23 protein-coding genes are annotated in these 21286 nt (G+C 68.7%); 10 read left to right on the top strand and 13 right to left on the bottom strand.

Going from position 1 to position 21286, the window contains the following annotated elements; all coding sequences use genetic code 11:
- Nucleotides 1-68: 68 nt before the first annotated feature.
- Both AUR65_RS10840 and AUR65_RS10835 read right to left on the bottom strand, forming a co-directional pair.
- Entirely contained in the window at nt 69-338 is a 270-nt protein-coding gene (locus AUR65_RS10840) for a DUF7571 family protein (protein ID WP_004042445.1), read from the bottom strand.
- A 298-nt stretch (nt 339-636) separates the two neighbouring features.
- Entirely contained in the window at nt 637-1158 is a 522-nt protein-coding gene (locus AUR65_RS10835) for an HPP family protein (RefSeq protein WP_058566905.1), read from the bottom strand.
- Nucleotides 1159-1320: 162 nt separating this feature from the next.
- On the opposite strand from AUR65_RS10835, the gene AUR65_RS10830 reads away from it, so the two are divergent.
- Nucleotides 1321-1905 (top strand): GNAT family N-acetyltransferase, encoded by a 585-nt coding sequence (locus AUR65_RS10830; protein WP_058566904.1) that lies wholly within the window; start codon nt 1321-1323, stop codon nt 1903-1905.
- Between the two features lies 1 nt (nt 1906).
- On the opposite strand, the gene asd is transcribed toward AUR65_RS10830, so the two are convergent.
- Nucleotides 1907-2941, bottom strand: coding sequence for an aspartate-semialdehyde dehydrogenase (gene asd / locus AUR65_RS10825; protein ID WP_058566903.1), 1035 nt, complete (start codon nt 2939-2941; stop codon nt 1907-1909).
- 197 nt (nt 2942-3138) lie between these two features.
- Between asd and pccA the strand changes: the two genes are divergently transcribed.
- The gene (gene pccA, locus AUR65_RS10820; RefSeq protein WP_058566902.1) at nt 3139-4938 is read left to right on the top strand and encodes a propionyl-CoA carboxylase biotin carboxylase/biotin-carboxyl carrier subunit; all 1800 of its coding nucleotides are present in this window, start codon (nt 3139-3141) and stop codon (nt 4936-4938) included.
- Nucleotides 4939-5001: 63 nt separating this feature from the next.
- A complete protein-coding gene (locus tag AUR65_RS10815) occupies nt 5002-6060 on the top strand; it encodes a biotin--[acetyl-CoA-carboxylase] ligase (protein WP_058566901.1) in 1059 nt (352 codons plus the stop codon).
- A gap of 38 nt (nt 6061-6098) precedes the next feature.
- On the opposite strand, the gene AUR65_RS10810 is transcribed toward AUR65_RS10815, so the two are convergent.
- From AUR65_RS10810 to AUR65_RS10790, 5 genes are all read right to left on the bottom strand, one after another.
- On the bottom strand, nt 6099-6665 hold the full coding sequence (locus AUR65_RS10810) for a universal stress protein (protein ID WP_058566900.1): 567 nt from the start codon (nt 6663-6665) through the stop codon (nt 6099-6101).
- A gap of 126 nt (nt 6666-6791) precedes the next feature.
- Nucleotides 6792-7805 (bottom strand): amidohydrolase family protein, encoded by a 1014-nt coding sequence (locus AUR65_RS10805; protein ID WP_058566899.1) that lies wholly within the window; start codon nt 7803-7805, stop codon nt 6792-6794.
- Nucleotides 7806-7857: 52 nt separating this feature from the next.
- Nucleotides 7858-9081 (bottom strand): HD domain-containing protein, encoded by a 1224-nt coding sequence (locus AUR65_RS10800; protein ID WP_058566898.1) that lies wholly within the window; start codon nt 9079-9081, stop codon nt 7858-7860.
- A 70-nt stretch (nt 9082-9151) separates the two neighbouring features.
- Nucleotides 9152-10324, bottom strand: coding sequence for an HD domain-containing protein (locus AUR65_RS10795; RefSeq protein WP_058566897.1), 1173 nt, complete (start codon nt 10322-10324; stop codon nt 9152-9154).
- A 93-nt stretch (nt 10325-10417) separates the two neighbouring features.
- Nucleotides 10418-11020, bottom strand: coding sequence for a hypothetical protein (locus AUR65_RS10790; protein ID WP_058566896.1), 603 nt, complete (start codon nt 11018-11020; stop codon nt 10418-10420).
- Between the two features lie 127 nt (nt 11021-11147).
- On the opposite strand from AUR65_RS10790, the gene AUR65_RS10785 reads away from it, so the two are divergent.
- From AUR65_RS10785 to AUR65_RS10755, 7 genes are all read left to right on the top strand, one after another.
- Nucleotides 11148-11408, top strand: a complete 261-nt coding sequence (locus tag AUR65_RS10785; RefSeq protein ID WP_058566895.1) for a hypothetical protein — start codon at nt 11148-11150, stop codon at nt 11406-11408.
- Nucleotides 11409-11513: 105 nt separating this feature from the next.
- On the top strand, nt 11514-12506 hold the full coding sequence (cofD, locus tag AUR65_RS10780; RefSeq protein WP_058566894.1) for a 2-phospho-L-lactate transferase: 993 nt from the start codon (nt 11514-11516) through the stop codon (nt 12504-12506).
- Complete coding sequence (locus AUR65_RS10775; RefSeq protein ID WP_058566893.1) at nt 12506-13297, top strand: tRNA-dihydrouridine synthase; 792 nt, start codon at nt 12506-12508, stop codon at nt 13295-13297. The genes cofD and AUR65_RS10775 overlap by 1 nt, the downstream gene beginning before the upstream one ends.
- Complete coding sequence (locus tag AUR65_RS10770; protein WP_058566892.1) at nt 13297-14157, top strand: triphosphoribosyl-dephospho-CoA synthase; 861 nt, start codon at nt 13297-13299, stop codon at nt 14155-14157. Before AUR65_RS10775 ends, AUR65_RS10770 begins: the two co-directional genes overlap by 1 nt.
- Nucleotides 14154-14828, top strand: a complete 675-nt coding sequence (locus tag AUR65_RS10765) for a DUF447 domain-containing protein (RefSeq protein ID WP_058566891.1) — start codon at nt 14154-14156, stop codon at nt 14826-14828. Before AUR65_RS10770 ends, AUR65_RS10765 begins: the two co-directional genes overlap by 4 nt.
- Nucleotides 14829-14852: 24 nt before the next feature.
- A complete protein-coding gene (locus tag AUR65_RS10760) occupies nt 14853-15041 on the top strand; it encodes a 30S ribosomal protein S17e (RefSeq protein ID WP_004042417.1) in 189 nt (62 codons plus the stop codon).
- A gap of 193 nt (nt 15042-15234) precedes the next feature.
- Nucleotides 15235-15891: a glycerophosphodiester phosphodiesterase gene (locus AUR65_RS10755; protein ID WP_058566890.1), complete on the top strand. Its 657-nt coding sequence runs from the start codon at nt 15235-15237 to the stop codon at nt 15889-15891.
- Between the two features lies 1 nt (nt 15892).
- Here the strand turns inward: AUR65_RS10755 and AUR65_RS10750 are convergent, their stop codons facing one another.
- The 5 genes from AUR65_RS10750 to AUR65_RS10730 form a co-directional block, all read right to left on the bottom strand.
- Complete coding sequence (locus tag AUR65_RS10750) at nt 15893-16195, bottom strand: hypothetical protein (protein ID WP_058566889.1); 303 nt, start codon at nt 16193-16195, stop codon at nt 15893-15895.
- 63 nt (nt 16196-16258) lie between these two features.
- On the bottom strand, nt 16259-16528 hold the full coding sequence (locus AUR65_RS10745; RefSeq protein WP_058566888.1) for a hypothetical protein: 270 nt from the start codon (nt 16526-16528) through the stop codon (nt 16259-16261).
- Entirely contained in the window at nt 16525-18069 is a 1545-nt protein-coding gene (locus tag AUR65_RS10740) for an acyl-CoA carboxylase subunit beta (RefSeq protein WP_058566996.1), read from the bottom strand. Before AUR65_RS10740 ends, AUR65_RS10745 begins: the two co-directional genes overlap by 4 nt.
- Before the next feature lie 221 nt (nt 18070-18290).
- Nucleotides 18291-19709: a sodium-dependent transporter gene (locus AUR65_RS10735; RefSeq protein ID WP_058566887.1), complete on the bottom strand. Its 1419-nt coding sequence runs from the start codon at nt 19707-19709 to the stop codon at nt 18291-18293.
- A gap of 172 nt (nt 19710-19881) precedes the next feature.
- Nucleotides 19882-21219 (bottom strand): sodium-dependent transporter, encoded by a 1338-nt coding sequence (locus tag AUR65_RS10730; RefSeq protein ID WP_058566886.1) that lies wholly within the window; start codon nt 21217-21219, stop codon nt 19882-19884.
- Nucleotides 21220-21286 lie beyond the last annotated feature (67 nt).

The following is a 21286-nucleotide window of genomic DNA, read 5'->3' as shown; positions in this document are numbered from 1 at the left end:
AACCGACGCGGCGTGAATCCTCGTCACTCACGGATGACAGCCGCAAAAAACCGGTCGAGAACCGCTACTCAGGTCGAGACGGCATCGCAGGTCCAGCCGGGGTCGCTCCCCGTCCGCCGGATGAGGTCCGCGCGGCACGCCGGACAGTAGTCGGGGACCGTCGTTTCGCCCCGCGGGACATAGACGCCACCGCCGCATTCCACGCACGCATCGGCGACGACTGTGGTGCAGTCCGCACACAGGTTGAAGTCGTCAACCGTGAGGTCGCGCAGCACTTCGAGCTTTTTGTCCAGGATGTACTCGTCGATAACCGCCTGACAACTGTGGCACGGCTTCATAGCGATACAGCGTGCCAAATGTGACCATGGCACATATACTTGTCGTCGTCGGTGTCTCTTGTCGCGGAATGTCAGTCGGAAACGAACCTCTCCAATGACGGATTTTGCCACGTTCACGCGCGAGCGACGCTAGCGCGCCCGATGCGAACGTGTTTCACAGAAATCATAAGTGACTCGGTGACGAGTTAGTATTTGCTGCTGTCAGAGGCACATCAGGGCGACGACTCGTTCGTTCGCCCGCCACACACCCCATTCTCCCGCACCGTCTGTTTCGAGCGATATCACCGACGACGAAAACTCAACTCCGCGAACCCGCATCTGCCGGAGCGTCTCCGCGCGTCTCGCCGAGGAGCGCGTTCGTCCCGCGGTGGACCCCCACGAGGAGCACCACGCTCGCGACGATAGTTGCGACCGACTGCGGCGTCGAGAGCAACCCGAGCGAGATGATGAGCGTCGTCGCACAGGCCGGCGGGTGGACCGCGTCGAGTTCGACCATCCCCCAACTCGTCGCGGCGACCGACACCGCCGCGCTCGCGACGAGTCGAAGCGTGTCCGTCGACGCGACCGGAAGCGACGGGGTGAGCGTCACGCCCGGGGCGACGAGCGCGTAGGCCGCGAACCCGACGACGGCACCGACGGCGTGGCCGCCCACGATGCGAGTCGAACGGGAGCGCCCGACGCGTCGCTGGAAGGCGAGCACGAACGCCGTGGGGCCGAGGCTCGGAAAGACGAACGGTTCGCCGGTTACCCACGCGACGCCGCCGAGCGCGGCGACGAGCAGACCGGCGGAGAGCCCCGCTTCGAGGCCGCGTCGGGACATGCGAAACGCTCTGTCGGCGCGGCGTGAAAACCGTGTCTAACTCGGGACGGATGGACGAGGGGCGCGAAGGTGGCGTGTGACTGTTATGCTGTGCGGCTGGTACGCGAACGGACGGTACCAGACACGCCCACGTTGAAGTGCGGCCGCGACGACGGACGGGGTATGTCCGGAGCCGCGTTTCTCGAAGGCAACCGCGTCGAGCTCAGAACCGTCGAGTCGGAGCACGTCGAGTTCCTCCACGAGACGGTCAACGACCCGCGGGTCCGACAGGGAATCGCCGCCGTCGACCCCGTGACGCGCGCGGCGGAGCGCGAGTGGGTCGAATCGCGCGGCGACGGCGACGACATCAGTTTCGTCGTCTCGGTCGGCGGCGACCCGGTCGGGACAATCGGCCTCAAACCGCCGAACGTCGTCACCGGCGCGGCCGAGGTCGGCTACCTCGTCGCGCCCGACTACTGGGGCAACGGCTACGCGACCGACGCGTTGCGGACGCTCTGCGGCTACGCCTTCGGCGAGCGTCGGCTCAACAAACTGTACGCGAACGCCTACGAGACGAACCCGGCGTCGACCCGCGTGCTGGAGAAAGCCGGCTTCGAGCGCGAGGGCGTCCACCGAGAACAGGGGTTCGTCGACGGGGAGCACGTCGACGTACTTCGGTACGGTCGGCTCGCCGACGAGTGGCGAGACGAAGAGAGTGCCCGTGGCGCCGAAGTCGGGGTCGCAAGCGACGCCGACGGGTGGATATAGCCTAAATCCAGCCCTCTTGGGCGAGGAGTTCGCCGTTGAGGACCGACGCGCCGGCCGCGCCGCGAATCGTGTTGTGCGCGAGGCAGTTGTACTTCACGCCGTTCTCGGTGGCCTGGATGCCGCCGGCGGAAATCTGCATGCCGTCGCCGCGCTCGCGGTCGAGGCGGGGCTGCGGGCGGAAGTTGTCCTCGAAGACGTGGATGAGCTGTTCGGGCGCGCTCGGGAGGTCGACGCCGGGGTACTCCCGCATCGCGGCCGCGACGTCCTCGGGGGAGGCGTCGTCGGCGAGGTCGGCGAAGACGCTCTCGAGGTGGCCGTCGAGCGTCGGGATGCGGTTACACGAGGCGTTGACTTCCGCGCCGTGGAGCGCGACTTCCGCGCCGTCGAACGAGCCCAGAAGTTTGCGGGACTCCGTCTCCATCTTCTCTTCTTCGCCGCCGATGTGCGGGATGGCGTTGTCGATGATTTCCATCGAGGTGACGCCGTCGTAGCCCGCGCCGGAGACGGCCTGCAGAGTCGTGACGTCGACGCGTTCGAGGCCGAACTGGTCGAGCGCGGCGAGCGTCGGGACCATCGTGATGGTCGAGCAGTTCGGGTTCTTCACGAGCGCGCCGTCCCAGCCGCGCTCGTCGCGCTGGACCTCGATGAGGTCGAGGTGCTCCGGATTGATCTCCGGAATCGTGAGCGGCACGTCGGGGGCCATGCGGTCGTTCGAGGAGTTCGAGGAGACGACGTAGCCCGCTTCGAGGAACTCGGGTTCGACCTCGGCGGCGACCGACGACGGGAGCGACGAAAACAGGAGGTCGATGTCGTCGGGCACGTCCGCGGGGTCGGTGCTGCCGACTTCCATCGCGGCCACGTCGTCCGGGATGGGCGTGTTGACGCGCCACTTCGCGGCCTCGTCGTATCGCTTGCCCGCGCTCGACTCGCTCGCGGTCAGCGCCGCGAGTTCGAACGTCGGGTGGTCTTCGAGGAGTTGGATGAATCGCTGTCCGACTGCGCCGGTTGCACCGAGGATGCCGACTCGTACTGCCATTACCCGTGTCGTAGTGTGGCACACGCATAAGGCCGTTTGGATTTGAACCAGTATTCGCGGCGTATAGTGCCAGAGAAGTGTAAGCTCGGTCGTTCCTTCACGGTCGAACACGTAAATCGTCGTCTGTCGAATCGGCCACCGACGTGCGTTGGTAAAATCGATAGAATAACGTGCGGTTCCCTGAAAGACTACCGCAAATGTTCAGCAAGGTTCTCGTCGCCAACCGAGGCGAGATCGCGGTGCGCGTCATGCGCGCCTGCGAGGAGCTCGGAGTCCGAACCGTCGCCGTCTACAGCGAGGCGGACAAACACGGCGGGCACGTGCGGTACGCCGACGAGGCGTACAACATCGGTCCCGCCCGCGCGGCCGATTCCTACCTCGACCACGAGTCGGTCATCGAGGCCGCGCGGAAGGCCGACGCAGACGCCATCCACCCCGGCTACGGCTTCCTCGCGGAGAACGCCGCGTTCGCCCGGAAGGTCGAGGAGTCCGAGTTCAAGTGGGTCGGTCCGTCGGCCGACGCCATGGAGCGCCTCGGCGAGAAGACGAAGGCCCGCGCGCTCATGCAGGACGCCGACGTGCCGGTCGTCCCCGGCACGACCGAGCCCGCCGACTCCGCCGAGGACGTGAAGGCCGTCGCCGACGAGTTCGGCTACCCGGTCGCAATCAAGGCCGAGGGCGGCGGTGGCGGCCGCGGCCTGAAGGTCGTCCACTCCGAGGACGAGGTCGACGAGCAGTTCGAGACGGCAAAGCGCGAGGGCGAGGCGTACTTCGACAACGCCTCCGTCTACGTCGAGAAGTACCTCGAAGCGCCGCGCCACATCGAGGTGCAGATTCTCGCCGACGAGCACGGCAACGTCCGCCACCTCGGCGAGCGCGACTGCTCGCTCCAGCGCCGCCACCAGAAGGTCATCGAGGAGGCCCCGTCGCCGGCACTCTCCGACGACCTGCGCGAGCGCATCGGCGAGGCCGCCCGCCGCGGCGTCCGCGCCGCCGACTACACCAACGCCGGCACCGTGGAGTTCCTCGTCGAGGACGGCGAGTTCTACTTCATGGAGGTCAACACGCGCATCCAGGTCGAACACACCGTCACCGAGGAAGTGACGGGTCTCGACGTGGTGAAGTGGCAACTGCGCGTCGCCGCCGGCGAGGAACTCGACTTCTCGCAGGACGACGTGGACATCGAGGGCCACTCGATGGAGTTCCGCATCAACGCCGAGGCCCCCGAAAAGGAGTTCGCGCCCGCGACGGGCACGCTCGCGACCTACGACCCGCCGGGCGGTATCGGCGTCCGCATGGACGACGCCGTCCGCCAGGGCGACGAAATCGGCGGCGACTACGACTCGATGATTGCCAAGCTCATCGTCACCGCCTCGGACCGCGAGGAGGTCCTCGCCCGCGCCGAGCGCGCGCTCGCCGAGTTCGACATCGAGGGGCTCCGCACGGTCATCCCGTTCCACCGTCTCATGCTCACCGACGAGGCGTTCCACGAGGGGAGCCACACGACGAAGTACCTCGACGAGGTGCTCGACCCCGACCGCATCCAGGCCGCCGTCGAGCGCTGGTCGCCCGAGGCCGTCGCCGACGATGACGACGACGACGAGGTCACGGAACGCACCTTCACCGTCGAGGTCAACGGCAAGCGCTTCGAGGTCAGCCTCGAAGAGCGCGGCGCGCCCGCCATCCCGGTCGGCAACGCGTCCGCGGGCGGTTCCAACTCCGCCGGCCCGCGCAAGCGCCGCGACGACGGCGACGACGACTCCCAGCAGATTATCGAGGGCGACGGCGAGTCCGTCACCGCCGAGATGCAGGGGACCATCCTCTCCGTCGAAGTCGAGGAAGGCGACGAGGTCGAACCCGGCGACACCGTCTGCATCCTCGAAGCCATGAAGATGGAAAACGACGTGGTCGCCGAGCGCGGCGGCACCGTCTCGCAGGTCCTCGTCTCCGAGGGCGACAGCGTGGACATGGGCGACGTGCTGCTCGTCCTCGAATAGTCCCGCGGCCGAAGCGACGCTCGAACCGCGAACCTCTTTTCCCGTGCGCCGGTACCGACCTCCATGAGCGACACGCGACGCGCCCTCCTCGACGCACTCGCCGCGGGTCCCGTCTCCGGGCCCGACCTCGCCGACCGACTGGGCGTCTCCCGCGCCGCGGTCTGGAAGCACGTCGAATCACTCCGCGACGAGGGGTTCGGCGTCGAGAGCGCCGGCGACGGCTACGTCGTCACCGACGTGCCGGAGTACGGCGGCCCGGCAATCGAGTACGGTCTCGACGCCGACTACGACGTGGAGTTCCACGAGACGCTCGACTCCTCGAACGACCGCGCCCGCGACCTCGCCGCCGAGGGCGCGAGCGACGTAGTCGTCGTGGCCCGCCAGCAGACCGCCAGCCGAGGCAGGAAAAATCGGGAGTGGTCCGCGCCCGACGGCGGCGTCTGGATGAGCCTGCTCGTCCGCCCGGACGAACCGCCGGCGTACGCCCCGCTGTACACGCTGGCGATGGCCGTCGCCGTCTGCGACGCGGCGCGCGAGGCCGGGGTGGACGCGAGCATCAAGTGGCCGAACGACGTTATCGTGAGCGAAGCGAACGATAACCCGTCGGGCGCGAAAGCGTCCGACGGTGTCTCCGCGAGCGAAGCGAGCGGAGGTTCACCGGCTCACGCCGGTGACCGTTCGAACGACGCCGACACGCCAGGCGACCGCGGCTACCGGAAGCTCTGCGGCATCCTCACCGAGATGGAAGGCGAGGCCGACCGCGTCTCGTGGCTCGTCATCGGTGCCGGCGTCAACGTCAACCTCGACCCCGCTTCGCTTCCCGAGGGCGCGACGAGCGTCGCCGCCGAGGCCGGTCCCGTCGAGCGCCGCGTGTTCGTCCAGCGGGTGCTCGAACGCTTCGACGAACTGCGCGGCGACCTCGACGCGGTCCTCCCCGCGTGGCGCGAGCGGGCGGACACGCTCGGCAGGCGGGTCCGCGTTCACACCGCGAGCGGCGTCGTCGAGGGCGACGCAATCGACGTCGAACACCCCGGCACGCTCGTCGTCCGAACCGACGAGGGCGAAAAACGAGTCCACGCCGGCGACTGCGAACACCTGCGCCCGGCCGACGGCGGGCGCTGAAACCGCGACCGACCCGCACCGCTGTTTCTGCTGTTTCGCTACTCTCCGCCGTCGGCGGTCGCCGTCGAGTCGGCGGCCGCGTCCACCTCCCCAGGCGACTCGGTGGGCGACTCCGGCGCGGCGTCGTCCGGCACCTCGACGGCGTACTCGTCGGCGTCGTCGTCGCCGCCCTCGATGCGGACGGTCAGGACGGGGACTTTCGACGCCCGGACGACCTTTTCGGCGACCGACCCGAGGAGGAGGCGGTCGATGCCGCCGCGGCCGTGGGTCCCCATCACGATGAGGTCACACTCGCCGCGCTCGGCGAACTCGACGATTTCCCGGCTCGGCGTCCCTTCGAGGACGTGCGTCTCGGCCGGGACGCCCTGCGATTCGGCCGCGCGCTCGACTTTGTCGAGCGCCGACTCGGCGTCGGCGCGCAGCATGTCGTCGAGCCCCTCCCACGACGATTCCATCGGGAGCCCCGCGAAGCTCCCCGCGTTCACCACGTACACACCGTGGAGTTCCGCACCGTGGACGGCCGCTAAGGCCGCCGCGTGGACCGCGACTCGCTCGGAGCCGGCGGAACCGTCGATGGGAACGATGATTCGGTCGTACAACACCATGACACTTGATAACATATTCTCGGGGTCGGTAATAACCCTTTGCTACGGGAGGAGTACTGCGAGAATAGGTCGGCGTTCGTGAGCGTTCTGCGACCCGGACGGTCCGGGCGCGGTCGTCGTCCGAACTCAGAGGTACACGTCTTTCACGTCCGCCTGCCCGGCGCGGCGGACGACGGCGCGGACCACGTCCTCGACGCCCGCGAGGTTGTCCGTGTCGCCGTCGAGGACGAGCAGTTTGGCGTCGCGGCCCTCCTCGACGAGGCCGTAGTTCAGCCCGGCGATTTCGGCCCCGTTGACGGTCGCCATGCGGAGGACTTCGGCGGCGGAAACGTCCGCCAACTTGGAGGTGAACTCCATCTCGCGGAACATCGAGGGGCTGTTGAGCATCACGTTGTCGGTGCCGAGCGCGACGGTGGTGCGGTCGACCAGTTCGCGAATCGGCGCGACGCCCGCGTCGGTGACGAGGTTCGACCGCGGGCAGATGACGATGGGTATCTCGCTGTCCTCGACGCGTTCGAGGTGGGACGCCTCGGGGTGGACCATGTGGACGAGGAAGTCCGGTTCGAGGTCCAACGCGGCGCTGATGTCGTGGGGGTCGCGCTCGCCCGCGTGGATGCCGAACAGTTTTCCGGCGGCCTCGGTCGCGTCCCGGAGCGCGCCGAACTCGCCGTCGCGCGCACCCGACGCGCCGAACCCGTCTGCGATTTCCATCGCGTCCGCCGTCTCGCGCCCGAAGACGACCGCCTCGATGTCGCGGCCGTCGAGCGCCCGTCGGATGACGTCGACGCCCTCGACGCCGCCCTCGCGGAACTCCAGACAGGCCGCCGTCCCGCCGGCCTCCATCATCCGGAGCGACCGGTGCATTGCGGCGGCTTTCTCCTCGGTGCTGGCCGCGCGGAGGAGCCGGTGTTTCAGCCCGTCCGGCGGCGCGACGAGGTCGTCGAGCGACAGTCCCTCGCCGGCCTCCTTGGCGATGGAGTCGCCGAGGTGGGTGTGAGCGTTGACGAACGCCGGGAGGATGATGTCCGTCGAATCGGTCGCCGTCTCCTCGATTGCGGTTATCGTGCCCTCTTCGACGACGACGCGCCCCTCGACCGGGTCGAAGTCGCGGCCGCGGAGTATCGTACCCTCGAGTTGCATCGCTCTCGAATGCGTCTCGGCGGTGCTTGAACCTCCCGTCTCGGGACGGCGGCTACTCGAACTCGTCGAGCGTCGCGTTGAGGCCGCTTCTGACCTCGGCGACGAGCGCGCCGTCCACGTCGAGGCCGAGCACGTCGGCGGCCGCGCGACCGACTCGTTCTGTCTCCTCGCGCGGGGCGTAGACGCCGAGTCGCCACTGCTGTTCCTGTGCGGTCCGGAGCGCCTGCACGAGCGGCGACTCCCGCTCCAACTGCCGAATCTCGCCGTTGACCATCACCCGCGACGACGACTCGGTCATCGACGGGCGCGAGGGCACGTCGAGGATGACCGACTCGGGCGACACGTCGGCGGCGTCGGCGATGTCCCGCTCGAACCCCGCGAGCGCGTCGTGTTCGGCGTCGATAATCGAGTCGGGGACGTTCGGCAACTCCGCCCAGACGGCCCGCTTGTAGAGGTCGCGGGTGGCCAGTCGCTCGGCGAAGGCGCTCGTCGAGTCGGTGAGTTTGAGCGCGACGAGCAGGTCGGAGTCGTCCATTCGACGGAGTTCCTCGGCGTCGATGTCGGGCTCGGCGAGCAGTCGCTCCGACGCGCGCCGGAGCATCGCCTTCGAGATACGCGCGACGTGGTGCTGGTAGACGGTCGGGTTCATGAGCGCCCGCGCGAGCAGGAGCGATTCGGCGGTCTGGACGTTCCCCTCGGCGAGGACCAACTCGCCGTCGACGAAGGTCAGTTCCCGAATCAGGCGCTCGTGGTCGATGGTACCGTAGGGGACGCCGGTGTGGTGGGCGTCGCGCACGAGGTAGTCCATCCGGTCCACGTCCAACTCCCCGGAGACGAGTTGCCCGAACTGGCCGTCGCCCTCGACCAAGGCGGCGACGCGCTCGGGGTCCAAACCCTCGGCCTCCAGCGTCTCGCCGACGGTTCCGCGGGCGACGAGTTCCTCCACGTCGTCGTGGTACTTGCCGGTGTAGCGGTGGGTCACGTCCTCGATGTTGTGGCTGTAGGGGCCGTGACCGACGTCGTGGAGGAGGGCCGCGGCCTCGACGTGGGCGGCGGCGTCGCCCTCGATACCGAGATGCGAGAGGGCGCGGGAGGCGAGGTGGTAGACGCCGAGGCTGTGTTCGAACCGCGTGTGGTTCGCGGAGGGGTAGACCAGTTGGACGGTTCCCAACTGCTTGATGCGCCGGAGTCGCTGCATCTCCGGCGTATCGAGGAGGGCTTCGGCCGCGCCCTCGACCTCGATGTGGTCGTGGACGCTGTCCTTGATGGTCGTCATTGTGGGTGAATCGGCCGCCATCGGTGAAAAAGGGTCGGACGGGAGGTGTGTCTCCGGCTCTCCCCGCGCCTCAGGCGGGCGTCGTCACGCGAACCGGAAGTCCGAGCACGTCCACGGCGGCCGCGGCCACCTCGTCGCGGACGGCTTCGGGCGCGTAGACGCCGAGTCGCCACTGGGTCCGCTCGGCCGACCGGAGCGCGCCCACGAGTTCCGAGGCGTCTTCGAGCCGTCGGACGACGCCGTTGACGACGACGCGCGACCGGGACTCCTTGATTCGCGGCCGCGACGGTGCATCCACGATGACCGACTCGGGCGACACGTCGGCGGCGTCGGCGATGTCCCGCTCGGCCGCCCGCGTCGCCTCGAAGTCGAGTTCGACCACGTCGGTCGGCACGGCGTCGATAGGGGCCCAGACGGCCCGCTTGTAGAGGTCGCGGCGCTCGATTCGGCGGCCGAGGTCGGGCACGCGCTCGCCGAGGGCGACGAGCAGGTCGTGGTCGGCCATCCGGACGAACTCCTCGATTGGCACGCCGTCGTCGACGAGGCGCTCGGAGGCGCGTTCGAGCATCGCGCCCGCGATTCGGGAGACGTGGTGGCGGTAGACGGTCGCGTTCATCAGCGCCCGCGCGAGCAGGAGCGACTCGGCGGTCTGGACGTTCCCTTCGGCCAGTACGAGTTCGCCGTCCCGGTATCGGAGTTCGCGGACGAGTCGCCCGTGGTCGATAGTGCCGTAGGGGACGCCGGTGTGGTGGGCGTCGCGCACGAGGTAGTCCATCCGGTCCACGTCCAACTCCCCCGAGACCAACTGACCGAGGCCGCCAGCGCCGTCGACCATGTCGGCGACGCGGTCGGGGTTGAGGCCGTGGCCGGTCAGAACCTCGCCGACCTCGGTCCCGTCGAGCAGATGGTGAATCTCGTCGTGGTCGCGGCCGGTCCGCCGGCGGATGAGGTCCTCTGTCTGGTGGCCGTAGGGGCCGTGGCCGACGTCGTGGAGGAGCGCGGCGGCGCGGACGTGGGCGGCGCGGTCGCCGTCGACGCCGAGATGCGAGAGGGCGCGGGAGGCGAGGTGGTAGACGCCGAGGCTGTGTTCGAACCGCGTGTGGCTCGCGGAGGGGTAGACGAGCCGGACCGTCGAGAGCTGTTTGATGTGTCGAAGCCGCTGGAACGCGGGCGTATCGACGAGTTCGGCGGCCACGGGGTCGAGCGAGATGTAGTCGTGGACGCTGTCCTTGACGGCGGTCATAGCGGGTGTTGCACGAGAGGAATCAAATAGCCGAGCATTCGGGTCGGCGCGGGGGCAAGGTGGCCGTCCGTACGACCGCCCGTGCCGCCCGACTCACGCGTCGGGGAACTGCCCGACGACCTGTTCTGCGGTCGCGTCGGCGACGACGCCGACGAGGTGGTCGCGGTAGGCGGGTCGGCTGACGACCCCGGTTCCGGCGCTTTCGACCGACGCTTCGACCGACCCCGCGAGGTCGGGGCCGTCGGTGGACTCGAAGACGAGTGGGTCAACCGACAGCGCCGCATCGATGTGTCGTGCGTGGCCGCCCGCATCGAAGGCCGCGCGCCACGCCACCGACCCCGAGGGAGCGATCGGGTTCCAGCGCGAGTCCCACTCGTCAACGACGACGACCACGACCGGGCCCTCAGCGTCCCCCTCGCGGGCGTCGGTCGGTTCGAGCGTCACGCCCCGCTCCGCGAACGACTCGACGAGTGCCGCCGTCAGGTCGTCGCGGACGGCCTCGGGCGCGTCAACCACGAGGACGCCGTCGGTAATCGGCGGGAGCGAATCGACGTTCGACCCGCCCGACGCGGCGGTCGCGGAGGCCGTCGTCTCGTAGCTCGCCGCCTCGAAATCGAGGGCGAGCAGGCCGCCGGAGACGGCCGCGACGACGAGAACGAGCGCGACCACAACCGCGGTTCGAGGGGACAATTCCATGGGGTGTACTCGTCTCGCGGCGGCGATAGCCGTTCTGTGGCGCGTGTTGTCGGTGGTCTGTCAGTCCAACGGCAGCGTGATTCGACCGCCCACAAACCGTTTCACTCGGGGACGAGGATGCGGGGACATGAGTCTCCGCTCGGCCCTCGGAAACGCCGTTGGCTACGCCCTCCTCGGTCTCGCGTGCCTGTTCGTGGCCTTCGCGGGTTACTGGGCCGCCATGAGCGCCCTGGCCGGCGTGACCGCCGGGCGCGTGATGTTCGTCATGTCCGGCCTCGGCGCGGGGCTGATAACTGGTTTCTCGGGATACTTCGTCAGGAAGGTGGTCACCGGACAGGTGATGCCCTCGGAGTTCGACGTGTCGGTGGCCTATCGCGGCGGTCGCTGAGGAGGACTTCGTCGGTCTACACGGCCGTATCGCCCTCGCCGCCCGCGACCGGCCGGCGTCTCCGGTGAAGGAACTTTCAAACGGACACTCGTCCTACGGCGCACCATGGTTACCTTCCTCGCCGGGGGCACGGGCACCCCCAAACTCCTCGACGGGGCCGCCGGGGTGTTCGACCCCGCCGAGACGACCGTCGTCGCCAACACCGGCGACGACGTGGAACTCGGCGGCCACCTCGTCTGTCCCGACGTGGACACCGTCCTCTTCGCCGGCGGCGGCGTCCTCGACACCGACCGCTGGTGGGGCGTCGCCGACGACACCACCGCGACCGACGACGAACTCCACCGCCTCGCCGACGCGGCCGGCCTCGAATCCGGCCCGCGCTACCTCCCCGAGTCGGCCCAGACCGTCGGCCGCGACATCGCCCGCTGGCGGCGCTTCTCCGGCGTCGCGGAGTTCATGGAAATCGGCGACCGCGACCGCGCGGTCCACATCACCCGCACCTCGCTTCTCGACGAGGGGAACTCGCTCACCGAGGTCACTCGGACCCTCGCCGCCGCCTTCGACCTCGACGTGTCGCTCCTCCCGATGAGCGACGACCCCGTTGCGACCCTGATTCACACCGACGAGGGGACGATGCACTTCCAGGAGTACTGGGTCCACCGCCGCGCCGACCCCGCCGTCCGAGACGTGGAGTTCCGCGGCGCTGACGACGCCGCCATCACCGACGAAGTCGCCGACGCCCTCGCAGAACCGGTCGTAATTGGCCCCTCGAACCCCGTCACGAGCATCGGCCCGATGCTCGCCATCGACGGCTTCGCGGACGCCCTCGCCGACACGCCGGTCGTCGCCGTCTCGCCGTTCGTGGAGGACACCGTGTTCTCCGGCCCCGCCGCCGACCTCATGGCGGGCGTCGGCTACGAGCCATCGACCGCGGGCGTCGCCGAAGCCTACCCCTTCGCCGACGCGTTCGTCCTCGACACGGACGACGGCACCGACCTCGACCGCCCGGTCGTCAGAACCGACACCCGAATCGACGGCCCGGAAGACGCCGAGCGCGTCGCCCGCGCCGTCGCCGAGGGGCTCGCGGAGGTGTCGTGATGTTCGCCCCGCGGGTCGCCGTTTCGAGCCTCAGCGGCGAGTCTGATGCCGCGTGGGCCGACGCCGCGGCCCCCCACGTCGGTGCGGCGTTTCTCGGCGGCGTCGCCCTCGACGACGCCTCGCAGGCGGCGGCCCGCGACCTCGTCGCCCGCGGGCGCTCGGAGTTCCTCGCCGACGACCCGGTCGCCTTCGTTGCCGACCAACTCGATTCCCTCGCCGGATTCGACGGCGCAGACCGCTTCGTCGCCGTCAACGTCAGGGCAACCTCGTCCGGCCCGATTCGGGAGGTCGCGGCCGTCTGCGCCGACCGCGGCGCGGGCGTGGAGATAAACGCCCACTGCCGACAGGACGAACTCTGCGCCGTCGGGTGCGGCGAGACGCTCCTGCGCGACACCGACCGTCTGGCCGAGTACGTCGCGGCGGCCGCCGAATCCGACGCGCCGGTCGGCGCGAAAGTCCGCGCCGAAATCGACGGCGTTGACCTTCCGAGCCTCGCGGTCGCGCTTGACGACGCGGGGGCCGACTGGCTCCACGTCGACGCGATGGACTCCGAGGCCGTGATTGCCGACGTGGCCGCCGCCGCACCGGACCTCTTTCTCGTCGCCAACAACGGCGTTCGCGACCGCGAGACGGCGACCGAGTACCTCGACTACGGGGCCGACGCGGTGAGCGTCGGGCGGCCGAGCGACAATCCGGCGGTCCTCCGCCGGGTCAGAACCGCCGTGGACGACTGGTTCGCCGGGCGCGAGGGCGACGCCGAGTCGGGCGACGAGAGCGGGGTGTCCGCCTGATGGTCGCGCCCGTCTCCGACCGCGGGTTCGGCCCCGCGCGTCACGCCGAACTCGCGCTCCTGCTCGAAGTCGCGGGCACGCCCAAGCCGGGGAACGTCGACCGCCGACGCGACCTCTCGGACCTGCACTTCGAACAGTTCCTAACGGGCGCGGTCGGCTCCGCGCCCGGCCTCGAACTGGCCGCGTCGGGCGCGCCGGTCGGCGAGGCGTTCGAGGAGGCGGTCGCCGGGATGAGCCGACAGGGCGGCGGCAACACCCAGTTCGGCTGTCTCCTGCTTCTCGTCCCGCTCGTCCGGGCGGCGGCCGCAGACGACCGCGACCTCTCGCCCGCCGGCGCGACCGCCGTGGTCGAATCGACCACCATCGCCGATGCGGTGGGGTTCTACCGCGCCTTCGAGCACGTCGACGTGGCCGTCGGCGACGTGCCCGATGACGCCCCGGACCTCGACGTTCGGCGCGGTGGCGACGCGGCCGACGCGCTCCGAGACCGCGGATTCACGCTGTACGACGTGATGGACCTGAGCGCCGAGCGCGACGCCAACGCCCGCGAGTGGACCGGCGGCTTCGCCCGGACCTTCCGCGCGGCCGAGGCCATCCTCGCCGACGACGGACCCGTCACCGACCGCGTCGCTCGCGCGTTTCTCGACCTGCTCGCGGAGGAACCGGACACGCTGGTGGCGACGAACCACGGCGAGGCCGTCGCCCGCGACGTGATGGACCGCGCAGCCGATGTCTCCGACCTCGGCGAGGCAGAGGAACTGGCCGACGAGTTCGTCGCCGAGGGAATCAACCCCGGCACGACCGCCGACATCGCCTGCGCGGCGACGTTCGTCGCGCTGGAGCGGGGGGTCCCGCTGTGAGCGACGAGCGAGAATCCGAGCGCGAAACGGCGGCCGACTGGCCCGTCGAACTCCGCGGCGTCACCGAGACGGTCGTCGCCACGCTCGGGCCGAACGACCGGTGGAACTTCGCGGCGCTCGGCGTCCACGCGCCGGAGTCCGGCGACGTTGACGACGATGTCTCTCCCGGGTCGCTCCCACCCGCGACGGCGACGACGTGGGGCAACACCCGAACCCGTCGGAACTTCCACCGGCAGGGCGGCGGCGTCGTTCAGTTCGTCTCCGACCCGCGGGCGTTCGTCGAGGCCGCGATGACTATCTACGAGCGTGACTCGCCAGTCCTCGACTCGGTGGACGCGTGGGCCGAAGTCGAGGCGACGCCGGTCGATTCCGGCGAGGACGGCGGGACCGACTGGGAGAAGTGGGACCTCCGGCCCGTCGATTCCGCGGTCGAGCAGCGCCGACCGTTCACCATCAATCGGGGTTTCGGCGCGGTCATCGACGCGACGGTGGCGGCCTCGCGCCTCGACGTGCCCGCTTTTGACACCGACGACCTGCTGGACCGACTCGACTACTTCGCCGAGACGGTCGAGAAATGCGGCGGGAACAGAGAGCGCGAGGCGTTCGCGCGAATCGACGAGTTGACGGGCTGGCGCGAGCGGGCGGCCGCGAGACGGAACGAATCGTTTTAGTGTTCGTCCGGGGAATCTTCCGACATGGCAATCAAGCCCAAGTACGTCAAGCAGCTTGGTAACATCCTGCTGGAGCGATACCCGCAGGCGTTCAACACGGACTTCGAGACGAACAAGGACAGCGTCGAAGAACTGACCACGGTCGAGTCGAAGGGCGTCCGTAACCGCATCGCCGGCTACATCACGCGCAAGAAGGGCGGCCAGGGCGCGTAAGTTCGAGTCAGTCGATTCTCTCTGCGAACACATCTTCTCCAGCCCACGCGGAGCGGCCGCGCCGGTCCTCGCGCGCGCCGGTACTCAGTAAATGATACCCGTACAAATCGCTCCCCTCCGCTCCCCACCGCTCCGCACCGCCTTCGACCGGTCCGGAGGAAGCGTTTAGTCCGCCCTCCCGCGATGCTCCGACATGCGCGTCATCGGTCACCGCGGCTGCCCCGCCCTCGCCCCCGAAAACACGCTCGCCGCCTTCGATGCGGCCGCGAAGCGACTCGACTGGGTCGAACTCGACGTCCGACGGTGCGGCTCCGGCGAACTCGTCGTCTTCCACGACGAGACGCTCGACCGCGTGACTGGCGCGCCCGGCCGTGTCGCCGAGACGACTCTCGCGGAGTTGCAGGCACTCACAATCGGCGACTCCGACGAGTCGATTCCGACGCTCGCCGCGGTGTTCGACGCCCTGCCGGACCGCGTCGCGGTCAACGTCGAACTGAAGGAGGCCGGCCTCGCCGCCGACCTCGCGGCTATCGTCGGCGACGCGGGAAACGAGATACTCGTCTCGTCGTTCGACGCCGAGGCGCTTCGGGAGGTGCGCGAGACGACCGCGCTCCCGGCCGCCTTCCTCTTCGCGGCCGACTGGGAGAGTGCGCTGTCGGTCGCCGCCGACCTCGACTGCGCGGCCGTCCACCCACACTACGACCTGCTCTCGTCGGCGCGGGTCGAGGAGGCGCACGACCGCGGCTTCGAGGTCAACGCGTGGACGGTCCCCGACCGCGAGGTCGCGCGGCGATTCCGAGAGTACGGCGTCGACGGCGTCATCGTCGACGACCCGGCACTCGCGGAGTGAACTACCGGGTCCGAGCGTCGCCGCGGAACGCTTGAAACGCCGTCTGGTCCCGTTGTACGCTGACCGCGAGCGAGACGAGCGCGACGACGATGCAGACCCCGACAACGGCGGTCGGAAGAACGCCGTCGGGGAGGTAGCCGTTCGCCATTCCGAGTTCGACGCAGGTCCCGGCGAAGACGGCGACGAGCGCCGCGGAGACGAAGTCGGGTTCGCCCTCGTCGGCGTAGTGTGCCGCGACAGCGACGGCGGCGAAGCCGGCGAAAACGGCGTTGAGAAACAGCCAGACGAGCGCGGTTTGGACCATGTTGGCCCGATTGACGTCGGACGAGAATGTGATTGTTCTGTCGTAAAGCCGCAGGCCCCCCGCTCAGAACCGGTCGACGCGGCCCGAGGCGGCCCACGCGTCGGTCGGCGCGCCGGAGGGGACGCGACGGCCACAGCCGGTGACGGATTCGAGGCGACCGGCGTACCGCCAGCGCTCCTCGTTCCACGTCTCCTCGCCGTCGTCGGCGGCCGCGGCGGCCGCGGCGACCGACTGGTCGTGGAGGTGCGCGCCGACGGCGGCGGCGATGGCCGCGGCCTCCTCGGCGTCGGCGTCGTCCGGAATCGACAGCCCCGACAGCAGGTCCCCGCTCATAGCGGGATGTTGCCGTGTTTCTTGTCGGGTTGGGACTTGCGCTTGGAGTTCAGCATCCGGAGGTCGGAGATGAGGCGCTCGCGGGTCTCGCCGGGTTCGATGACGTCGTCGATGAAGCCGCGGTCCGCGGCGGTGTAGGGGTTGGCGAACTCCTCGCGGTACTCCTCGATGAGTTCGTCGCGGCGGGCGTCGGGGTCGTCCGCGGCTTCGAGTTCGTCGCGGTAGAGGATGTTGACCGCGCCCTGCGGGCCCATCACGGCGATTTCGGCGGTCGGCCACGCGTAGTTCACGTCCGCGCCGAGGTGCTTCGAGGCCATCACGTCGTACGCGCCGCCGTAGGCCTTGCGCGTGATGACGGTCATGAGGGGCACCGTCGCCTCGGAGTAGGCGTACAGGAGCTTCGCGCCGTGGCGGATGATGCCGTTGTGCTCCTGGTCGGTGCCGGGCAGGAAGCCGGGCACGTCCACGAACGAGAGGATAGGGATGTTGAACGAGTCGCAAAAGCGGATGAAGCGCGCGCCCTTCTCCGATGCCTCGATGTTGAGGGTGCCGGCGTTCACGCGGGGCTGGTTGGCGACGATGCCGACCGAGTGGCCGTCGAGGCGGCCGAAGCCGACGACGATGTTCTTCGCGAAGTCCTCCTGGACGCCGAAGAAGGAGCCCTCGTCGAGGACGCCGTCGAGCACGTCGTGGATGTCGTAGGGCTTTCGGGGCTGGTCGGGCACGACCTCGGCGAGGTCGTCGTCGACGCGTTCGGGGTCGTCCCACGGCTCGACGCGCGGCGGGTCCTCGACGTTGTTCTGCGGGAGGTACGAAAGCAGGTGGCGGATGTCGTCGAGCGCCTGTTCCTCGGTGTCGGTGGCGAAGTGGGCGACCCCGCTTGTCGAGGTGTGGGTCGTCGCGCCGCCGAGTTCGTCGAAGGTGACCTCCTCGCCCGTGACCGTCTTGATGACGTCCGGGCCGGTGATGAACATGTGGCTCGTGTCGCGGACCATGAACGTGAAGTCCGTCAGCGCGGGGGAGTACACCGCGCCGCCCGCGCAGGGGCCCATGATGGCCGAAATCTGCGGGATGACGCCCGACGCCTCGGTGTTGCGGCGGAAGATTTCGCCGAAACCGCCGAGCGACTGGACGCCCTCCTGAATCCGCGCGCCGGCGGAGTCGTTGAGGCCGACGACGGGCGCGCCGACCTCCATCGCCTTGTCCATCACCTTACAGACCTTCTCGGCGAACACCTCGCCGAGCGAGCCACCGAAGACGGTGAAGTCGTGGGCGAAGACGAAGACGGTTCGGCCGTCGACCTCGCCGTAGCCGGTGATGACGCCGTCGCCGGGGAGTTTCGTCTCCTCCATCCCGAACTTGTGGTTGCGGTGGGTCCGGAACTGGTCGAACTCGCGGAAGGTGCCGTCGTCGAGGAAGTAGTCGATGCGCTCGCGGGCGGTCATCTTGCCCTTGTCGTGCTGGGAGGCGATTCGGTCCTCGCCGCCGCCCTTCAGGGCTTCCTCGCGCTTCTCGCGGAGTTCGTCGATCCGGTCTTCCATCGTCATGCCAGACCACCTTCGCTCATTGAAACATCGGTCCGCAGTCCTCGGTCAAAGGAGTTCCGCAATCCGGCAACCCTTACTTCGACAGTTGTCGAATAATAGGTGGAACAATCATCATAGTTCTCGGCGGGAGTACGGGCCGCTCCTCGGGTCGAGTCGGCCGAAAATGGAGCAGTCGGAGTCGAATCAGTGCGCCGAACGCGGCGGGGAGACCCTACTCAGACGACCGAGTCGGGCTGTCGGAGGCCGAAGAAGGCGGCGGCGGACGCGACGACGGCGACGCCGACGGTCGGCCAGAAGCCGATGGTCGTGTCCACGCCGAAGTGCGTGAGGAGCGTGAAGACGAGGAACAGCGGGAGGACGACGCCGACGGCGAAGAGCCACGGCGTGCCGAGGGACTTCCCGAAGTCACCCGCGCCCGCGGCGAACTCTTCGAGCGCCTCGCGGCCCATGACCCAGCCGACGAACAGGAGGAACGCGGCGAGGCCGGCGGTCAGGAGGACGTTCACGAGCGGGCCGGCGACGAAGCCGAAGATGCCCGGGTTGAACGCGCAGACGGTCCCGGTGACGGCGACGAGCGCGGTCATCCCGGCGACGGCGCGTCTGCGAGAGACGCCGTACTCGTCGACGAGGAACGCGACGGGGATTTCGAGCATGCTGATGGAACTCGACAGCGCCGCGAGCGTCACGACGGCGAAGAACGCGGTGGCGATGAGCGTCCCCGCGGGGAGTTGCGAGAACGCCCCGGCGAGGCCGACGAACAGCGCGCCCGGTCCGGTCCCGGTCTCGGTCGGGTTGATGCCCTGCGAAAACAGGAGCGGGAAGACGACGAGGCCGGTGATGACGCCGACGCTCGTGTTGAGGATGGCGATGGCGCTCCCGTCGAAGGGAAGCGAGCGGTCCTCGTCGAGGTACGAGGAGTACGTTATCATCGTGCCCGCGCCGAGCGAGAGCGTAAACAGCGCCTGTCCGGCGGCGGGCCCGAGGATGGCGAAGAAGTTCTCGGTGATGACCGACGGGTCGAAGCGGAGGAAGAAGGCGTAGCCCGCGGCCGCGTTAGGCTGGGTCGCGGCCCAGGCGGCGAGGCCGCCGAGCAGGACGAGTACGGCGGGCATCATGACCTTCGTCCCGACTTCGATGCCCTTGCGGACGCCCGCGAAGACGATGAGCGCGGTCAGGCCGAGAAACAGCAGATGGTAGAGCGCGGCGTCGACGCCGGCGGAGACGCCGCCGAAGTACTGTCCGGGATTCGTGAAGTACGCGGGGTTTCCGCCGACGATTGCGGCCCCGCTTTCGAGGAGATAGCGGAGAATCCACCCGCCGACGACGCTGTAGAACGAGAGCAACGAGATGCCGGTGACGACCGAGAACGCGCCGACGACGCCCCACTTTTTCGACCCCGAGAGGTCCCGGAGCGCGCCGACCGGCGACTTCTTCGCGCGGCGGCCGATGACGAACTCGCCGAGGAGTCCGGGAACGCCGACGAGGAGTACGATGCCGAGATACACGACGAGGAACGCGCTACCGCCGTTTTCGGCGGTCTGCCACGGGAACCGCCAGATGTTCCCGAGACCGACCGCGCTACCGACGGCCGCGAGGATGAACCCGAGCCGTGTTGCCCATGTTTCTCGTGCCATTGCCACCCATTGCCAGTCCACCGGTAAAAGGGCTTTCGAACCGACGATACGTCATCGGAGAAATTTAACGGTTTTGGGTGGTCTACGCGTGAAAATCGCCTTCGAATAGTCGGGTGAAACGCGTCGCTACCGATAATTCCTAACCGCTCGAAAAGCGGGACCGTTCGCCGCCTCAGAGGGGCGGGACGATGGCCGGGCTCTCGCCGAGGAACAGCGTCTGGAGGCCGAGGGCGAGCGTCGCCACGACGGCGACGATGACGAGCGTGCGGACCAGCCAGAGCCACGTCAGGCCGACGCCGTCACCGAGTCCGCTGCCCTTCATCAGTTCGTCGATGGCGGGCGCGCCGTAGACCCACGCCGCGAAGACGAGGATGCCGAGGACCGAAAGCGGGAGGAGAAGTTGGTAGGCGAGCGTGTCGAACCAGCCGAGCCACGCGGTGTCGATTGCCGACGGGACGCCGAGCAGGAAGATGACGCCGCCGAGACCGACGGCCATCTGCGGGCGGGAGACGTCGTAGTTGTCGATGGCCCACGAGACGACGACTTCGAGGAGGCTAATCGCAGACGAGAGCGCCGCGATGAGCACGACCGCGAAGAAGACGAGGCCGATTATCTGACCGCCGGGGATGTCGCCGAACGCGCCGGCGACGCTGATGAACACCGCGCCCGCGCCGCTCGTGTTGGGGTCGATTCCCTGTGCGAACAGGAGCGGGAGGACGACGAGACCGGCGAGGATGCCGACGAAACTGTTCAGGAAGACGATGGTGATACCGTCGCCGAACAGGCTCTGGTCGCCGTCGATGTAGGAGGCGTAGGTTATCATCGCGCCCATGCCGAGCGACAGCGAGAAGAACGCCTGCCCGACGGCGAAGGGGACGATTTCGGCGAAGTTCTCCGCGAGCACGTTGAAGTCCGGCGAGAGGAAGTACGCGTAGCCCGCCGACGCGCCGGGGAGCGTGAAGGCAAAGGCCGCGAGCACGCCGAGGATGACGACGATGCTCGGAACCATCAGTTTCGTCGCCTTCTCGATGCCGTCTTCGATGCCGGCGGCGACGATGCCGACGACGAGCGCCATGAACACGGCGTGGAGCGCGAGCGCATCCATCCCGGCGGACACCTGTCCGAAGTACTCTGCCGGGGCGGCGAAGTACGCGCCGGTCAGGCTGCCGCCGATGTACCGGAGGACCCAGCCGCCGACGACGCTGTAGTACGACAGAATCCAGAAGCCGGTGAACAGGCCGATAGCGCCGACGACGCGCCACTCCTTGTAGCCGAGCTTCTCGAAGGCGCTGATGGTGTTCAGGTTGGCTTTGCGTCCGATGACGAACTCGGCGAGGATGGCCGGGAGGCCGATGCCGAGCGCCGCGATGATGTAGACGATCAGGAAAGAGGCACCGCCGAACTGAGCGGTCTTGAACGGGAACTGCCAGATGTTCCCGAGGCCGACCGCGCTGCCGACGGCCGCGAGGATGAACCCTGCCCTGGTTGCCCACGTTTCACGTTCGGTCATGTCTATCACCCTGTTGCCGATGTGGGTGTGATAAATGACGCGGTATGCCGTCGCATATCGGAGCGAA

Source organism: Haloferax marisrubri, from assembly GCF_001469875.2.
Taxonomy (GTDB): domain Archaea; phylum Halobacteriota; class Halobacteria; order Halobacteriales; family Haloferacaceae; genus Haloferax; species Haloferax marisrubri.
The sequence above is the reverse complement of the archived record's forward strand: the minus strand, read 5'-3'. Positions and strand labels throughout refer to the sequence as shown.

Bases quoted from the DNA above. Each gene is read 5' to 3' on its own strand.
- AUR65_RS10750 (WP_058566889.1), bottom strand. From the start codon at position 16,195: ATGGTCCAAACCGCGCTCGTCTGGCTGTTTCTCAACGCCGTTTTCGCC.
- AUR65_RS10785 (WP_058566895.1), top strand. From the start codon at position 11,148: ATGAGTCTCCGCTCGGCCCTCGGAAACGCCGTTGGCTACGCCCTCCTC.
- pccA (WP_058566902.1), top strand. From the start codon at position 3,139: ATGTTCAGCAAGGTTCTCGTCGCCAACCGAGGCGAGATCGCGGTGCGC.
- AUR65_RS10835 (WP_058566905.1), bottom strand. From the start codon at position 1,158: ATGTCCCGACGCGGCCTCGAAGCGGGGCTCTCCGCCGGTCTGCTCGTC.
- AUR65_RS10760 (WP_004042417.1), top strand. From the start codon at position 14,853: ATGGCAATCAAGCCCAAGTACGTCAAGCAGCTTGGTAACATCCTGCTG.
- AUR65_RS10815 (WP_058566901.1), top strand. From the start codon at position 5,002: ATGAGCGACACGCGACGCGCCCTCCTCGACGCACTCGCCGCGGGTCCC.
- AUR65_RS10795 (WP_058566897.1), bottom strand. From the start codon at position 10,324: ATGACCGCCGTCAAGGACAGCGTCCACGACTACATCTCGCTCGACCCC.
- AUR65_RS10810 (WP_058566900.1), bottom strand. From the start codon at position 6,665: ATGGTGTTGTACGACCGAATCATCGTTCCCATCGACGGTTCCGCCGGC.
- AUR65_RS10735 (WP_058566887.1), bottom strand. From the start codon at position 19,709: ATGGCACGAGAAACATGGGCAACACGGCTCGGGTTCATCCTCGCGGCC.
- AUR65_RS10740 (WP_058566996.1), bottom strand. From the start codon at position 18,069: ATGGAAGACCGGATCGACGAACTCCGCGAGAAGCGCGAGGAAGCCCTG.
- AUR65_RS10770 (WP_058566892.1), top strand. From the start codon at position 13,297: ATGGTCGCGCCCGTCTCCGACCGCGGGTTCGGCCCCGCGCGTCACGCC.
- AUR65_RS10830 (WP_058566904.1), top strand. From the start codon at position 1,321: ATGTCCGGAGCCGCGTTTCTCGAAGGCAACCGCGTCGAGCTCAGAACC.
- AUR65_RS10730 (WP_058566886.1), bottom strand. From the start codon at position 21,219: ATGACCGAACGTGAAACGTGGGCAACCAGGGCAGGGTTCATCCTCGCG.
- AUR65_RS10775 (WP_058566893.1), top strand. From the start codon at position 12,506: ATGTTCGCCCCGCGGGTCGCCGTTTCGAGCCTCAGCGGCGAGTCTGAT.
- AUR65_RS10805 (WP_058566899.1), bottom strand. From the start codon at position 7,805: ATGCAACTCGAGGGTACGATACTCCGCGGCCGCGACTTCGACCCGGTC.
- AUR65_RS10800 (WP_058566898.1), bottom strand. From the start codon at position 9,081: ATGACGACCATCAAGGACAGCGTCCACGACCACATCGAGGTCGAGGGC.
- AUR65_RS10840 (WP_004042445.1), bottom strand. From the start codon at position 338: ATGAAGCCGTGCCACAGTTGTCAGGCGGTTATCGACGAGTACATCCTG.
- cofD (WP_058566894.1), top strand. From the start codon at position 11,514: ATGGTTACCTTCCTCGCCGGGGGCACGGGCACCCCCAAACTCCTCGAC.
- AUR65_RS10755 (WP_058566890.1), top strand. From the start codon at position 15,235: ATGCGCGTCATCGGTCACCGCGGCTGCCCCGCCCTCGCCCCCGAAAAC.
- AUR65_RS10790 (WP_058566896.1), bottom strand. From the start codon at position 11,020: ATGGAATTGTCCCCTCGAACCGCGGTTGTGGTCGCGCTCGTTCTCGTC.
- AUR65_RS10745 (WP_058566888.1), bottom strand. From the start codon at position 16,528: ATGAGCGGGGACCTGCTGTCGGGGCTGTCGATTCCGGACGACGCCGAC.
- asd (WP_058566903.1), bottom strand. From the start codon at position 2,941: ATGGCAGTACGAGTCGGCATCCTCGGTGCAACCGGCGCAGTCGGACAG.